This is a genomic window from Raoultella sp. (assembly GCF_039594335.1).
GTDB lineage: Bacteria > Pseudomonadota > Gammaproteobacteria > Enterobacterales > Enterobacteriaceae > Klebsiella.
The window spans coordinates 1-14,590 of record NZ_JBCNNS010000019.1 but is presented as its reverse complement, the minus strand read 5'-3'; the positions used below and the strand labels follow the sequence as shown (position 1 = coordinate 14,590).

Here is a 14,590-nt window from a genome sequence, read left to right as displayed (position 1 = left end):
CTAAAGATGCGCAAATTCGGCCGGACTCAGGCGGCCTTCGGCTTGCGCGATTTTGCGAGCACGGTTGCCGCGGGCGGCTCGCTCGCCCCCTCCGCCAGAGCCTCTGAGGTTTCAGCCGCGGAGCTCTCATCCAGGGAAACCTGGCCGCTCGTATCTTCTTCCGCTTCCGCTTCCGCTTCCGCTTCCGCTTCCGCTTCCGCTTCCGCTTCCGCTTCCGCTTCCGGGAGTTTTCCTGACCTCAGAATGTGGTGCAATGTCTCTTTGCGTTCCGCCAGCCACATTGCCATTTCATCGCGCTGGGTTTCATCTAATGTCAGCGGGCACTCTACCAGCCAGTCGTTGAGGACCTCGGCAAGATCGAGCATTTTGTCGTAAGCATCGGCCTCTTTTTTGCTGGTAAACGACATCTTTTCCTCACCTTCGCGGATCACCACATATTTAATTTCAACCGCCATTGTGCAGCCCCTTTATACTGTATTTTTATACAGTATAGCAAATTTTCACCCGGGACTCAACCAACAGTCATAAAGACAGACGCAAACGTTTTCGTTTATAATGCGACGCATGTTTTTTTACTGTGGAAAAGAGTCATGACGTTATTAGGCACAGCGCTGCGTCCGGCAGCGACGCGAGTGATGTTGTTAGGTTCCGGCGAACTGGGTAAAGAAGTCGCTATTGAGTGCCAGCGGCTGGGTATTGAAACCATCGCGGTCGACCGCTACCCCGATGCGCCAGCAATGCAGGTAGCGCACCGTTCGCACGTCATCAACATGCTGCACGGTGAAACGCTGCGCGCACTGATTGCGCAAGAAAAACCCGACTTTATCGTGCCGGAAATTGAAGCTATTGCCACGGATATGCTGGTGGAGCTGGAGCGGGCCGGGCAGAAAGTCGTCCCTACCGCCCGCGCGGCGAAACTGACCATGAATCGCGAAGGGATTCGCCGTCTGGCCGCGGAGGAGTTGCTGCTCCCCACCTCGGCGTACCGGTTTGCCGACAGCGAAGCGACCTTCCGCGAGGCCGTCGCGGAGATTGGGCTTCCGTGCATTGTGAAGCCGGTCATGAGCTCTTCTGGTAAAGGCCAGAGCTTTATTCGTCACTCTGACCAGTCGGCTGAGGCCTGGCGCTACGCGCAACAAGGCGGTCGTGCTGGCGCCGGTCGGGTTATCGTTGAGGGGGTGGTGAATTTCGACTTTGAAATTACCCTGCTTACCGTCAGTGCGGTCGACGGCGTCCATTTCTGTGCGCCGGTCGGCCATCGTCAGGAGGATGGTGATTACCGCGAATCCTGGCAGCCGCAGCAGATGAGCGAGCAGGCGTTGGCCCGTGCACAGGAGATTGCCAGCAAAGTCGTGCTGGCGCTCGGCGGCTACGGTCTGTTTGGTGTGGAGCTGTTCGTCTGCGGCGATGACGTGATTTTCAGTGAAGTCTCCCCTCGCCCACACGACACCGGGATGGTGACGCTGATTTCCCAGGATCTCTCAGAATTTGCCCTGCACGTTCGCGCTTTTCTCGGTCTGCCGGTTGGCGCGATCCGCCAGTATGGTCCGGCAGCCTCCGCGGTCATTCTGCCGCAGCTCACCAGCCAGAACGTCACCTTTAGCAATCTTCAGGGCGCGGTAGGGGCGGGACTGCAGCTACGCCTGTTCGGTAAACCGGATATTGACGGTTCTCGTCGACTGGGCGTCACACTGGCCGTCGCCGATAGCGTCGAGGAGGCGGTGGCGCGCGCGAAAGCCGCTGCGTCAGCCGTGCTGGTTCAGGGATAAAAAACCCGGTTGCGTCAACGCGACCGGGTCTGGATTTTGCCATTGTTCAGGGCGTGAAAATTACTTCGCGCCTTCAACCGCTTCGCGAGCGATGTTGGTGATACGGTCGTAATCGCCTGCTTCCAGTGCATCCGCCGGAACCAGCCAGGAGCCGCCGATGCACAGCACGCTGTTCAGTGCCAGGTAGTCGCGGTAGTTTGCCGGAGAGATCCCGCCAGTCGGGCAGAAACGGATATGCGCGAACGGACCGCCAATCGCCTGCAGCGCTTTCACGCCACCGTTTGCTTCTGCCGGGAAGAATTTAAACTCTTTCAGGCCATACTGCATGCCCAGCATCAGTTCAGAGACGGTGCTGATACCCGGGATCAGCGGGATGGTCCCTTCTTCAGTCGCGGCTTTCAGCAGGGACTCGGTCAGACCTGGGCTAATAGCAAACTGCGCGCCAGCCTCGGTGACCGCTTTCAGTTGCTCTACGTTTGTGACGGTACCTGCACCGACAATCGCCTCCGGCACTTCTTTCGCAATCACGCGGATCGCATCAATTGCACATTCGGTACGCAGCGTGACCTCCAGTACACGCACGCCGCCAGCAACCAACGCTTTGGCCATCGGCACAGCGTGTTCCAGCTTTTTCACCACGATCACCGGGACAACCGGGCCGTTGGTGAGGATTGCTTCTGCAGTTGTTTTCCAGTTTTTCATCAGAGTTTCTCTCTCGCCAGATCTACAAATTGTATCGTCTTAAAAAGTGATGCAGGTTGCGCCCTGTTCTGCTCCGGAGAGTTTTTCACGCAGCGCTGCAAACATTTCCCTGCCGCTCCCGACACGCGAACCGCTGAGGTCAGGAACATGCGGCTGGCGTGCGGCCAGTTCAGCGTCATCCACCAGCAGCGTCAGGTCGCCCGTCTGCCCGTTAACGCGGATGATATCGCCATCACGTACTTTTGCCAGCAGGCCGCCATCGTACGCTTCAGGCGTAACGTGGATTGCTGACGGGACCTTGCCTGATGCGCCGGAGAGTCGACCATCGGTAACCAGCGCAATTTTGAAACGGCGGTCCAATAATACACCAAGTGGCGGCATAAGTTTATGTAATTCTGGCATGCCGTTCGCTTTTGGCCCCTGATGGCGAACAACCACCACGCAATCCTTATCCAGCAGTCCGGCTTCGAAAGCAGGCAAAACGTCGTGCTGGCTTTCAAACACCACCGCCGGCGCCTCAATAATTTGGTTCTCAACCGGTACGGCCGAGGTTTTCATCACTGCGCGCCCCAGGTTACCGCTCAGCACTCTCGTCCCGCCATGGCGAGAGAATGGCTTGTTGAAAGTCGCAATGACCTGATCGTCTAATGGCGCCGTCGCCCCTTCGCGCCAGTCCAGCTCGCCGTTATTCAGCCACGGCTCCATGGTGTAACGGGAGAGACCAAAACCGGCCACGGTGTTGACATCTTCGTGCAGCAGGCCGCCTTTCAGCAGCTCACGTATAAGAACCGGTACGCCGCCCGCGGCCTGGAAATGGTTAATATCCGCAGGACCGTTCGGGTAAAGGCGCGCCAGCAGCGGCACAACGTCGGAAAGATCCGAGAAATCATCCCAGTTAATGATAATGCCCGCCGCGCGAGCCATCGCCACCAGGTGCATCGTATGGTTGGTCGAACCGCCGGTTGCCAACAGCGCAACAATCCCGTTCACCACCACCTTCTCATCAATCAGTTTGCCTAACGGCATCCATTCATTACCGTTACCGGTCATGCGCGTCACCTGGCGTGCGGCGGCGGCGGTCAGCGCCTGGCGCAGTTCGGCATCCGGATGCACAAACGATGAACCCGGGAGCTGCATGCCCATAAATTCCACCACCATCTGGTTGGTGTTCGCCGTACCGTAAAATGTGCAGGTACCCGGCGCGTGGTAGGACGCCGCCTCAGACTCCAGAAGCGCCATCCGATCGACTTTACCCTCGGCATACAGTTGACGAATGCGCACTTTTTCTTTATTTGGCAGACCGCTGGCCATCGGGCCAGACGGTACGAATACTGACGGCAGGTGGCCGAAGGAGAGCGCGGCCATCGTCAGTCCGGGGACGATTTTGTCACATACGCCCAGATACAGCGCGCCGTCGAACATGTTATGCGACAGGCCGATAGCGGCCGACATTGCAATCACTTCGCGGCTCAGGAGAGAGAGTTCCATCCCGTCCTGCCCCTGGGTGACACCATCACACATCGCCGGTACCCCACCCGCCACCTGGCCTACGGCATTCACCGAATGCAACGCTTTGCGGATGATATCCGGGTAATACTCATAGGGCTGGTGAGCTGACAGCATGTCGTTGTAAGAAGTAATGATGGCGATATTGTTACGCAACATGCTTTTCAGCGAAGCTTTATCATCCGACTGACAGGCAGCAAAGCCGTGAGCAAGATTACCGCACGCCAACTGTGCGCGATGGACGGTATCCGTCTTCGCCTGGTTAATTCGTGCGAGGTAGGCGGTGCGGGTATCACGCGACCGTTCGATAATGCGATTTGTTACCCGTAACATTTTCGAATTCATAAAGGCTCCTGAATTTTTATCTGTCCGACCACAGCATGTTAGCAACGTCTTAAAAGATGAAAGGCACCAAAACTGCAGCTCAGCGGCAAAATATCTGTTCGCAGTGTAATAAAAAAAGCCCCGGGGGTGAATCCTCCCGGGGCATAAAAGAGCAAAAATTATGCGACTTGCTGCGTCAGATCATGTTACCGGTAAAATCACTTATCCGGATTACGCCCCGACTATTCAAATTCGTTCCAGGAACGACCGTCACGGGTGATCATCGCCACGGAGGCGACCGGCCCCCAAGTGCCTGCCTGATAGGGCTTCGGCGCATCGCGATCGGCAGCCCAGGCTTCAGTAATGGAGTCAACCCACTTCCACGCCTCTTCGACCTCATCGCGACGCACGAACAGCGCCTGAATACCGCGCATGGTTTCCAGCAACAGACGCTCATAGGCATCCGCCAGGTGAGTCTGGTTGAAGGTCTCCGAATAGCTCAGATCCAGCTTGGTTATCTGCAGATTGTGTTTATGGTCAAGACCCGGCACTTTATTGAGGACCTGAATATCCACCCCCTCATCCGGCTGCAGACGAATCGTCAGCTTGTTCTGCGGCAACTCCTGCCAGTTCTCTTTAAACAGGTTCAGCTCTGGGGTTTTGAAATAAACCACAACTTCAGAACATTTGGTCGGCAGACGTTTACCGGTACGCAGGTAGAACGGCACGCCAGCCCAGCGCCAGTTATCGATATCCACGCGAATAGCCACGAAGGTCTCGGTATTGCTGGATTTGTTCGCCCCCTCTTCTTCGAGGTAGCCCGGGACTTTTTTCCCTTGGGCGAAGCCGGCGGTGTACTGACCGCGGACTGTTTTCTCACGCACGTTGGAACGATCGATACGGCGCAGCGACTTCAACACTTTTACTTTTTCATCACGAATGCTGTCGGCACTGAGGTCTGAAGGCGGCGACATCGCGATCATGCACAGGATCTGCAGCAGGTGGTTCTGAATCATGTCGCGCATTTGCCCGGCCTGATCGAAGTAACCCCAGCGGCCTTCGATACCCACCTCTTCTGCGACGGTAATTTCAACGTGGTCAATCGTGCGGCTGTCCCAGTTATTGACAAACAGGGAGTTCGCAAAGCGCAGCGCCAGCAGGTTGAGCACCGTTTCTTTACCGAGATAATGATCAATACGGTAAACCTGGCACTCTTCGAAGAATTCGCCGACCTGGTCGTTGATTTCACGAGAAGTCTCCAGAGAGGTCCCCAGCGGTTTTTCCATCACCACGCGCGCAGGTTTAGCGTTCAGTTTGGCTTCACCAAGGCCTTTGCAAATGGCGCCAAAGGTGCTCGGCGGCATCGCGAAATAGTTGATGGTGACGCGTTTTTCCTGATCCAGCATTTTACCCAGACGGGAAAACGCTTTGGTATCGTTCACATCGAGGTTACAAAAATCCAGACGTCCGCTCAGGGTATCCCACAAACCTTCATCAATCTTTTCCTTCATGAAGGTTTCAAGCGCTTCACGTACGACCCGGGTGTAAGCATCTTTATCCCAGTCAGCACGTCCGACCCCGATAATCCGGGTCTCAGGGCTGATCTGGCCAGCTTTTTCAAGCTGATACAGGGAAGGCAACAATTTACGACGCGCCAGGTCACCCTTTGCGCCGAAAATGACCAGATCGCATGCCTGGGCCGTTTGCGTTACCGCCATGTCATTCTCCTCAGTTGATAGTCTGGTGCTTATGCCAGGCTATATTTGTAATTTTCTTACACTGCACTGTACTGTGTTTACGAACTTCCCGAAACCCTCAGGCCGCTATTCTCGATGCTAAACCGCACGCGGAGGAAACTTCCGCCGACTATTCAGGCAAACGGCCAGACTTGTTCGTTCTTTAGACCGGTTTTAAGTTAATAAAATACGACTCTGATCATGTAATGAAAAAAAACAACATTTTTTAACGTCATTCCTCCCCGCTTGTCACAACGGAGGGGTATATTCTTGCTAAAACGCCTGATGATTTCACCCATTAATGAAATCGCTTCCACTAATGAGCGCTCTATTACCCATGAATATGCTGGAAAAAATCCAGTCCCGACTGGAACACCTTAGCAAATCCGAACGCAAAGTGGCGGAAGTCATTCTTGCTACGCCTGCTCAGGCGATTCATTCAAGCATTGCGGCCCTGGCGCTGGAAGCTGGCGTCAGCGAACCGACCGTTAACCGCTTTTGCCGAAGCCTGGAAACCCGCGGCTTTCCCGATTTTAAACTTCACCTGGCACAAAGCCTGGCACAAGGTACTCTCTATGTTAACCGCAATGTCGATGAAGACGACAGCGTAGAGTCCTATACGGGAAAAATTTTCGAGTCAGCCATGGCCAGTTTAGATCAGGTCCACCACTCTCTCGATATGTCAGCGGTGAATCGCGCCGTCGACCTTCTGACGCAGGCCAAGAAAATCGCCTTCTTTGGCCTCGGCTCTTCGGCCGCCGTCGCTCATGACGCCATGAACAAATTTTTCCGTTTTAACGTTCCGGTTATCTACTCCGACGACATTGTCCTGCAACGCATGAGCTGTATGAATTGTAATGATGATGACGTTGTCGTGATTATCTCACATACTGGCCGGACGAAAAGTCTGGTTGAACTGGCGCAGTTGGCGCGTGAAAACGATGCCATGGTTATCGCCATTACGTCGGCGGGTACCCCGCTGGCACGAGAGGCTACGTTGTCGATTACGCTTGATGTCCCTGAAGATACGGATATCTATATGCCCATGGTTTCACGTCTTGCCCAACTGACGTTGATCGATGTGTTGGCCACCGGTTTTACCCTTCGCCGTGGAGCGAAATTCAGAGATAACTTGAAGAGGGTCAAGGAAGCCTTGAAGGAATCGCGTTTTGATAAAGAGCTGCCTGCACACAGCGACAACCCATAAAACTTGATAATTAGGTAGTGACCCATTACACCTTCGGTTACGTTCCGGCATAGCGACATTGCTGACCGGCACCGCCGATTCCATGTTCACGCAACACCAAAGTTGTTTTAGTCAACGGAGTATTACATGTCCAGAAGGCTTCGCAGAACCAAAATCGTAACGACCTTAGGCCCGGCAACCGATCGTGATAACAACCTTGAAAAGGTGATCGCCGCAGGTGCTAACGTGGTACGTATGAACTTCTCTCACGGTACCCCGGAAGATCATCAGATTCGGGCGGATAAAGTCCGCCAGATCGCGGCAAAACTGGGCCGCCATGTGGCCATTCTGGGCGATCTGCAAGGCCCTAAAATTCGCGTATCCACGTTCAAAGAAGGCAAAATTTTTCTTAATATCGGCGACAAATTCCTGCTCGACGCAGAGCTGGGTAAAGGCGAAGGCGACAAAGAGAAAGTCGGTATTGATTACAAAGGCCTGCCGGCGGACGTCGTGCCTGGCGATATCCTGCTGCTGGACGATGGTCGCGTACAGCTGAAAGTGGTCGAAGTTCAGGGTCTGAAAGTGTTCACCGAGGTCACCGTCGGCGGACCGCTGTCAAACAATAAAGGTATCAACAAGCTGGGGGGTGGCCTGTCCGCCGAAGCGCTGACTGAGAAAGACAAGGCTGACATCGTCACCGCGGCGAAAATCGGCGTTGATTACCTGGCCGTCTCCTTCCCACGCTGTGGTGAAGACCTGAACTACGCCCGCCGTCTGGCGCGCGAAGCCGGCTGCGATGCCCGGATCGTGGCAAAAGTCGAGCGAGCGGAAGCGGTTTGCGATCAGGATGCGATGGACGACGTTATTCTGGCCTCTGACGTGGTGATGGTTGCCCGTGGCGACCTTGGCGTTGAAATCGGCGACCCGGAACTGGTGGGTATTCAGAAAGCCCTGATTCGCCGCGCCCGTCAACTGAACCGTTCGGTCATCACCGCGACTCAGATGATGGAGTCGATGATTACTAACCCGATGCCAACTCGCGCCGAAGTCATGGATGTCGCCAACGCCGTCCTCGATGGTACCGATGCCGTGATGCTCTCAGCGGAAACCGCCGCAGGTCAGTATCCGTCAGAAACCGTGGCCGCGATGGCGCGCGTCTGTCTGGGCGCAGAAAAAATCCCAAGCCTCAACGTGTCCAAACACCGTCTGGACATCCAGTTCGACAACGTTGAAGAAGCGATTGCCATGTCAGCGATGTATGCGGCGAACCACCTGAAAGGCGTCACCGCGATCATCACCATGACCGAGTCCGGCCGTACCGCGCTGATGACGTCACGCATTAGCTCTGGCCTGCCCATTTTCGCACTCTCCCGTCACGAACGTACGCTGAACCTGACCGCCTTGTATCGCGGCGTAACACCGGTTTACTTCGACAGCAGCAACGACGGCGTCGCTGCGGCGCACGATGCGGTGAACCTGCTGCGCGATAAAGGCTACCTGATGTCGGGTGATCTCGTTATCGTCACTCAGGGTGACGTCATGAGCACCATCGGCAGCACCAACACAACGCGTATTCTGACCGTCGGGTAACATCGACCTCATCGTGACCACCCAACCTGCCAGCATGACGCTGGCAGGTTTTTTTATCCTTAATCAGACAATCCAGCTCAGCAGCAACGTCGCCGCAATCACCGTTGAGGCGCCACCAATACGGGTGGCAATCTGTGCAAACGGCATCAGCGACATGCGATTCGATGCCGAGAGTATCGCCACATCCCCGGTGCCGCCCAACCCACTGTGACAGCTGGTCACAATCGCCGCTTCCACAGGATACATATTCAGCCGGGAAGCGATGAAAAATCCACTTAATGCCATGGCCATTACGATGGAACCACAAACGACGACATAGCCGATAGAGAAAACGGAAACCACACTCTCCAACGGGACATACAGCATTCCAAGACCGATCATCAGTGGCCAGACGAGGGCTGCGGAAACAAATTTGTAGCAGCTGTGCGCCCCCAACTCCATCGCGGCGGGGATAATTTTAGTGTATTTGCACAAGACGGCGGCCAGAATCATCAATACCGGTCCCGGGATATGCAGTACTTTCTCCAGCAGCCCACCAACGATGAAAAATGCACAGATCATTAACAACCCGGCCCCCATCAGTTGGAAATCGGTGGGCTGCCCTCCCTGCGACGGCGAGAAAACAGCGTTATCATCACGACTACGAATCAACATGCCGTCGCCGGACAGCGCCGGGCGGCGGACGCCCAGGCGTGCCAGAAAGCCTGCGCAGATAATGGCGAAGATGTTCCCCACTACCGCTGCGGGCGCCAACTGTGCAACATACACATCCGGTGTTTGCCCGAGGATCGCAGAATACGCCAGCGACAGCGGCAGGATCCCTTCCCCAATGCCGCCGCCGATAATCGGCACAATAATAAAGAAAAAGGTATGGTACATGCTGTAGCCAAACAGGCTGCCCACCAGTAGGCCCGTCGCGATCGCCGCCCCGGTCCCCGCGACCAGCGGAACGAACATGCGCACCATTCCCTGAATCAGTATGGTTCTGTTCATTCCCAGAATACTGCCGACGACCAGGCAGGCGATGACAAAATAGAGTAAATTGGCCTCTTTCATCAACAGATGCACGGTGCCCAGTGTATGGGGATCAAACACCCCGAAATAGACCAGTACCGACGGCATCATCAGACACAAAATGGCCGGGCCGCCGATATCTTTAAGTACCGGTACCATTCGCCCGATTTTGGCCAGAGCAAATCCCAGGGTCATGATGATCGCCAACCCGCCAATCATGTTTTTTGGCAACAGTCCCGCCATTGCAGAGACGGCGACAATCGTCGCGATACCGACAAATAACGTTAAAGGTACGGCGCCGACATCAACGTTGGATAAGAAGCGCGGAGTTTGCCCACTCGAGTGCGTTTGTTCTACCGGATGGTTGAGTGAATTATTTTTCATGTTTCACCTGCATTGTGATAGATGGCGTAGGATCGTCGCGCAATATTAAAATTGCACTGTCAAATAAAAATAAAAAATGAAGAAACAATAGAATTAAAGACAGGGAAACGGTAGCACAGGGTTTTCCGCTAAAAAAGTAAATAACGCTCTCCTTTCGCGACTTTGTGACTGAGTTAGAAACTCCCTTTTAAGTAATTTAAATTATTAAGGCGTAGTTAAAGTTTTCGCCACAACACTCAGTCATCGACAGCCATGAAAAAAAAGGAATTAATCGCCGAGTCAGCATTTGTAAGTAAAGTTTCCAATGAGAAATTATTTAAACAACCACCACTGTGATTTCAGTCACCTTTCATTCCATAAGGGACCGTTAGATTAAAAACCACAACGAACCCTACACCCTATTTTCAGGATAATAATTTATGCCTACGCTGCTATTGCAATCATTGTTCCCATTAGTTTTTGTCATGTTACTCGGTTGGCTCAGCGGTAAGTTAGGCTATACCCGTCGTGAAGATGCCTCGGTGTTGGCCACCGTCGTCATTCGGTTTGCTCTGCCCTTTCATCTTTTTATTGGGGCGTTAAATACCAACCCGGATAAAATTAAAAACTTCGCCTTTATGGCCGTATTAGTGATAGGCCTGATGGGATCTTATTTTCTTACCCTGCTGATCTCGCGCTATGTTTTCCGCCATGATATCAAAACCAGCGCGCTCCAGTCCCTGGTATGCGCATTTCCTGATATGGCCTATTTCGGCGCGCCGGTCCTTGCCGTCCTGATTGGGCCAGAAGGGTTTCTTGGCGTGCTGATCGGCAACTTAGTCACCAGCGTCTTTATGATTCCCCTGACGATAATCCTGATTCGGATGGGCGATAAATCTGGCACTGATGATGGAGAGAAAATTCATGCCGGCAAACTGATTGTGCAAAACCTGCTGAAAGCGATAAAAAACCCTATCGTCTGGATTCCGATCTCCGGGGTGCTACTGAGCCTGGCTGGCGTACAGCTTCCACATATGCTCAGCATGCCGATTGAAATGGTTGGGAAAATTGCCGGCGGCCTGTCGCTGTTTGCGCTTGGTCTGCTGTTTTATGGAGAACGCCCGACGGTCAATATCCAGACCTGCACCAATATTAGTATTAAAAATCTGATTCAGCCCGCCATGATGGCCGTGGCTGGCCTGGCTTTTGGTCTTAGCCACACGCTGATGCAGCAGGTCATTATCATTGGCGCAACGCCTTCGGCCATTGCCGCCGGAATGTTTGCGTTGCGCAGCGATACTTACATTGAACCGGCCTCATCCTCGATTTTACTCGGCACCGCTATTGGCGTCGTCACCGAAGGCATCATGATTTATTTAGTTTCTTAACTGTCATCCCTAACACAACATTATTTACCAGGTTAACTCTGCATTTATTTAAACAATATTCAGGAGTCACGAAATGTTAGTCAAAGAAACATTATACACCCCTTACAATGGCGCAGTCCTGCTGGAAAATCCGTTATTAAATAAAGGACTCGCTTTTAGCGAGGGGGAAAGAACGGCTTTTAATCTCCATGGATTATTGCCGCATAATGTCGAAACCATCGAAGAACAAACGGAGCGTGCCTGGAAGCAGTTCAGTGAATTTAAGCGTGATATTTCCCGGCATATCTATCTGCGGAATATTCAGGATACGAACGAGACGCTATTTTATCATTTGCTGCGCGATCATATGAAAGAGATGCTGCCGGTAATTTATACGCCAACCGTTGGGGAAGCCTGTGAACACTTCTCCGACATTTATCGCCGCGGGCGCGGCCTGTTTATTTCCTGGCCTAACCGGCATCATATTGACGAGATGCTGCAGAGCTTCTCGCGCAACGATATTCAGGTGATTGTCGTCACCGACGGCGAGCGGATTCTTGGTCTGGGCGATCAGGGTATCGGCGGAATGGGCATTCCGATTGGCAAACTCTCGCTGTATACCGCCTGCGGGGGGATTCATCCCGCCTCGACGCTGCCTGTGATGCTGGATGTCGGAACCAACAATGCGAAGCACCTGGATGACCCGCTGTATATGGGCTGGCGTCATCCGCGCATTAACGACGATCAGTATACGGAGTTTATGGATATGTTCGTGGACGCGGTAAAACGTCGCTGGCCGCATGTCCTGCTGCAATTCGAAGATTTTGCTCAGAAGAATGCCAGCCGCCTGCTCAAGCGTTATCGCAACCAGTTGTGCTGTTTCAACGATGACATCCAGGGCACAGCCGCCGTCACCACCGGTACGTTGATTGCCGCCGCCGCGGTATCAGGCAGCCGTATGCGTGACCAGCGGGTTGTTTTCCTCGGCGGTGGTTCCGCCGGCTGCGGTATTGCCGAAAAAATTATTGCGCTGATGGTGGATGATGGTTTGTCGGAGAAAGAAGCCCGCAACAAGGTCTTCATGGTCGATCGTTTTGGTTTACTGACCGATGAGATGCCCAATCTGCTCGATTTTCAGCAAAGCCTCGTGACGCCACGGGACACAATTGCCCACTGGGATGTAACGTCCGCCAACCTGTCGTTGATGGATGTCGTGCGCAATGTGCACCCGACCGTACTTATTGGCGTATCTGGCCAGCCGGGTCTGTTCAGTGAAGAGATTATCAAAGAAATGCACCGCCACTGCCCACGGCCAATTGTGATGCCGCTCTCGAATCCAACCTCCCGCGCTGAAGCGCAGCCGAAAGAATTGCTTGAATGGACTCAGGGTAATGCGCTGATCGCCACCGGCAGTCCGTTTGAACCGGTTTTCTGTCAGGGAGAGACCTACGACATCGCGCAGTGCAACAACGCCTATATTTTCCCCGGACTGGGATTAGGCATTCTGGCGACCAAAGCGGAGCGTGTCACCGAAGCCATGCTGATTACCTGCAGTAAAACTCTGGCAGCCTACTCACCGTTAGCCACGACCGGCAAAGGCGGATTATTACCCCCGGTGGAAGATATTGAGATGATTTCCCGGGCCATTGCCCTTGATGTCGCGCTGGTGGCCCAGGCCGAAGGCGTCGCCGCAAAACTCAGCGAGGAAGAGCTGATCGCGAATATTGATAAAACCTTCTGGCATGCGCGTTACTCCTCATATAAGCGTTCATCGCTGTAGCGATCCCCCGTCATTAAACCTGCGGGAAGCATCCAGGCGTCGACTCCCATGCTTCCCGATAGCCAAAGGAACCGCGCATGTTCAATGTGCTAATTGTGGATGATGATTCGATGGTTGCGGAGCTGAACCGGCTGTTTATCAGCCGGGTCGCCGACTTTCGCTGCTGCGGTATCGCCTCAACCCTGGAGGAAGCTCAGCAGATGCTGAATGATATGCCATCGATCGATTTAGTCCTGCTCGATGTGTATATGCAGCATGAGAATGGGCTGGATCTGCTGCCCGCCCTGCGTACAAACGCCCGCAGCATCGATGCGATCATGATTACATCCGCTGCAGATGCGGTCACCGTCCAGATGGCGATGCACTTTGGCGTGGTTGATTACTTAATTAAACCGTTTCAGTTTCCGCGTTTTGAAGAGGCACTGCTGACATGGCGCAAACGACGTAAGCTACAACACGCCAAATCCCACTACGAACAGTCCGATCTTGACGATTTACTGCGCAGCGGTATTCAGCGCCCGGATAGCGCCCGCCGCCTACCTAAGGGATTAACGCCGCAAACGCTGCGTCTGGTGTGTCAATGGATTGATCGCCATCAGGAGAACGCCTTTTCGACAAATGAGATCGCCGGCGCACTGAAAATCTCCAGAGTTTCGTGCCGTAAATATTTAATCTGGCTGGAAAAGACGGGGATTCTCTTCACCACTAACCACTATGGTCTCACCGGCCGACCGGAATACCGCTACCGGTTGATAATCGAACATGTGGCTTTACTCAGACAATACAGCCAGTGAACCCGGCAGGTTCACTGGCTCATGAGTGCTGTGCCGGTGAAGGTACAGGCAGGCGCTATTTCTTTTTCGCAAAGAGCTCTTTGCGCTGATAAGGTTCGATCTCCCCCGGTTTGCGCGTCTTCAGCAATTTGAGGATCCAGGTATATTGCTCGGTATGCGGCTTGACGAAAATCTCGACCTCTTCATTCATTCGTCGGGCGATCGTGTGATCATCGGCGTCCAGCAGGTCATCCATCGGCGGACGCACCAGCACCGTCAGACGATGGGTTTTGCCATCATAAACTGGGAACAGCGGCACCACGCGCGCGCGGCAGACTTTCATCAGTCGGCCAATCGCCGGTAAGGTGGCTTTATAGGTCGCGAAGAAATCGACGAACTCGCTGTGTTCGGCGCCGTGATCCTGATCGGGCAAATAGTAGCCCCAGTAGCCCTGGCGGACCGACTGGATAAACGGTTTAA

General features: G+C 53.8%; 12 protein-coding genes and 1 pseudogene. 6 read left to right on the top strand and 7 right to left on the bottom strand.

Annotated elements, in window-relative coordinates; genetic code table 11:
* Positions 1-26: 26 nt before the first annotated feature.
* A complete protein-coding gene (locus ACZAHD_RS05085; protein ID WP_462455809.1) occupies positions 27-455 on the bottom strand; it encodes a YebG family protein in 429 nt (142 codons plus the stop codon).
* A 135-nt stretch (positions 456-590) separates the two neighbouring features.
* Here ACZAHD_RS05085 and purT point away from each other — a divergent pair, with 135 nt between their 5' ends.
* Complete coding sequence (purT, locus tag ACZAHD_RS05080; RefSeq protein ID WP_462455808.1) at positions 591-1,769, top strand: formate-dependent phosphoribosylglycinamide formyltransferase; 1,179 nt, start codon at positions 591-593, stop codon at positions 1,767-1,769.
* A 60-nt stretch (positions 1,770-1,829) separates the two neighbouring features.
* On the opposite strand, the gene ACZAHD_RS05075 is transcribed toward purT, so the two are convergent.
* From ACZAHD_RS05075 to ACZAHD_RS05060, 4 genes and pseudogenes are all read right to left on the bottom strand, one after another.
* Positions 1,830-2,471 (bottom strand): bifunctional 4-hydroxy-2-oxoglutarate aldolase/2-dehydro-3-deoxy-phosphogluconate aldolase, encoded by a 642-nt coding sequence (locus ACZAHD_RS05075; protein WP_462455807.1) that lies wholly within the window; start codon positions 2,469-2,471, stop codon positions 1,830-1,832.
* Between the two features lie 39 nt (positions 2,472-2,510).
* Positions 2,511-4,322, bottom strand: a complete 1,812-nt coding sequence (gene edd / locus ACZAHD_RS05070; RefSeq protein ID WP_462455806.1) for a phosphogluconate dehydratase — start codon at positions 4,320-4,322, stop codon at positions 2,511-2,513.
* 221 nt (positions 4,323-4,543) lie between these two features.
* Positions 4,544-6,019 carry a glucose-6-phosphate dehydrogenase gene (gene zwf / locus ACZAHD_RS05065; protein ID WP_462455805.1) on the bottom strand — a complete coding sequence of 492 codons (1,476 nt, stop codon included), beginning with the start codon at positions 6,017-6,019 and terminating at the stop codon, positions 4,544-4,546.
* A gap of 10 nt (positions 6,020-6,029) precedes the next feature.
* Positions 6,030-6,116, bottom strand: a pseudogene (locus ACZAHD_RS05060) (formate--tetrahydrofolate ligase); the annotation flags it as partial.
* 222 nt (positions 6,117-6,338) lie between these two features.
* Between ACZAHD_RS05060 and ACZAHD_RS05055 the strand changes: the two are divergent.
* Together ACZAHD_RS05055 and pyk are read left to right on the top strand one after the other, a co-directional pair.
* Positions 6,339-7,244 carry a MurR/RpiR family transcriptional regulator gene (locus tag ACZAHD_RS05055; RefSeq protein ID WP_462455804.1) on the top strand — a complete coding sequence of 302 codons (906 nt, stop codon included), beginning with the start codon at positions 6,339-6,341 and terminating at the stop codon, positions 7,242-7,244.
* A 126-nt stretch (positions 7,245-7,370) separates the two neighbouring features.
* Positions 7,371-8,813, top strand: a complete 1,443-nt coding sequence (gene pyk / locus ACZAHD_RS05050; protein WP_462455803.1) for a pyruvate kinase — start codon at positions 7,371-7,373, stop codon at positions 8,811-8,813.
* A 63-nt stretch (positions 8,814-8,876) separates the two neighbouring features.
* On the opposite strand, the gene ACZAHD_RS05045 is transcribed toward pyk, so the two are convergent.
* Complete coding sequence (locus tag ACZAHD_RS05045) at positions 8,877-10,211, bottom strand: 2-hydroxycarboxylate transporter family protein (protein WP_462455802.1); 1,335 nt, start codon at positions 10,209-10,211, stop codon at positions 8,877-8,879.
* A gap of 419 nt (positions 10,212-10,630) precedes the next feature.
* Here ACZAHD_RS05045 and ACZAHD_RS05040 point away from each other — a divergent pair, with 419 nt between their 5' ends.
* The 3 genes from ACZAHD_RS05040 (at position 10,631) to dcuR (ending at position 14,131) form a co-directional block, all read left to right on the top strand.
* Entirely contained in the window at positions 10,631-11,578 is a 948-nt protein-coding gene (locus ACZAHD_RS05040) for an AEC family transporter (protein ID WP_462455801.1), read from the top strand.
* A 73-nt stretch (positions 11,579-11,651) separates the two neighbouring features.
* Complete coding sequence (locus ACZAHD_RS05035) at positions 11,652-13,337, top strand: NAD-dependent malic enzyme (RefSeq protein WP_462455800.1); 1,686 nt, start codon at positions 11,652-11,654, stop codon at positions 13,335-13,337.
* Positions 13,338-13,414: 77 nt separating this feature from the next.
* Entirely contained in the window at positions 13,415-14,131 is a 717-nt protein-coding gene (dcuR, locus tag ACZAHD_RS05030) for a two-component system response regulator DcuR (protein ID WP_462455799.1), read from the top strand.
* 55 nt (positions 14,132-14,186) lie between these two features.
* Here dcuR and ACZAHD_RS05025 read toward each other — a convergent pair.
* On the bottom strand, positions 14,187-14,590 hold a 404-nt coding region (locus ACZAHD_RS05025), incomplete at its 5' end, for an LpxL/LpxP family acyltransferase (RefSeq protein ID WP_462455798.1).

Excerpts from the sequence above, each read along its gene's own strand:
- ACZAHD_RS05085 (WP_462455809.1), bottom strand. The coding sequence starts at position 455 with ATGGCGGTTGAAATTAAATATGTGGTGATCCGCGAAGGTGAGGAAAAG.
- purT (WP_462455808.1), top strand. The coding sequence starts at position 591 with ATGACGTTATTAGGCACAGCGCTGCGTCCGGCAGCGACGCGAGTGATG.
- ACZAHD_RS05075 (WP_462455807.1), bottom strand. The coding sequence starts at position 2,471 with ATGAAAAACTGGAAAACAACTGCAGAAGCAATCCTCACCAACGGCCCG.
- edd (WP_462455806.1), bottom strand. The coding sequence starts at position 4,322 with ATGAATTCGAAAATGTTACGGGTAACAAATCGCATTATCGAACGGTCG.
- zwf (WP_462455805.1), bottom strand. The coding sequence starts at position 6,019 with ATGGCGGTAACGCAAACGGCCCAGGCATGCGATCTGGTCATTTTCGGC.
- ACZAHD_RS05055 (WP_462455804.1), top strand. The coding sequence starts at position 6,339 with ATGAAATCGCTTCCACTAATGAGCGCTCTATTACCCATGAATATGCTG.
- pyk (WP_462455803.1), top strand. The coding sequence starts at position 7,371 with ATGTCCAGAAGGCTTCGCAGAACCAAAATCGTAACGACCTTAGGCCCG.
- ACZAHD_RS05045 (WP_462455802.1), bottom strand. The coding sequence starts at position 10,211 with ATGAAAAATAATTCACTCAACCATCCGGTAGAACAAACGCACTCGAGT.
- ACZAHD_RS05040 (WP_462455801.1), top strand. The coding sequence starts at position 10,631 with ATGCCTACGCTGCTATTGCAATCATTGTTCCCATTAGTTTTTGTCATG.
- ACZAHD_RS05035 (WP_462455800.1), top strand. The coding sequence starts at position 11,652 with ATGTTAGTCAAAGAAACATTATACACCCCTTACAATGGCGCAGTCCTG.
- dcuR (WP_462455799.1), top strand. The coding sequence starts at position 13,415 with ATGTTCAATGTGCTAATTGTGGATGATGATTCGATGGTTGCGGAGCTG.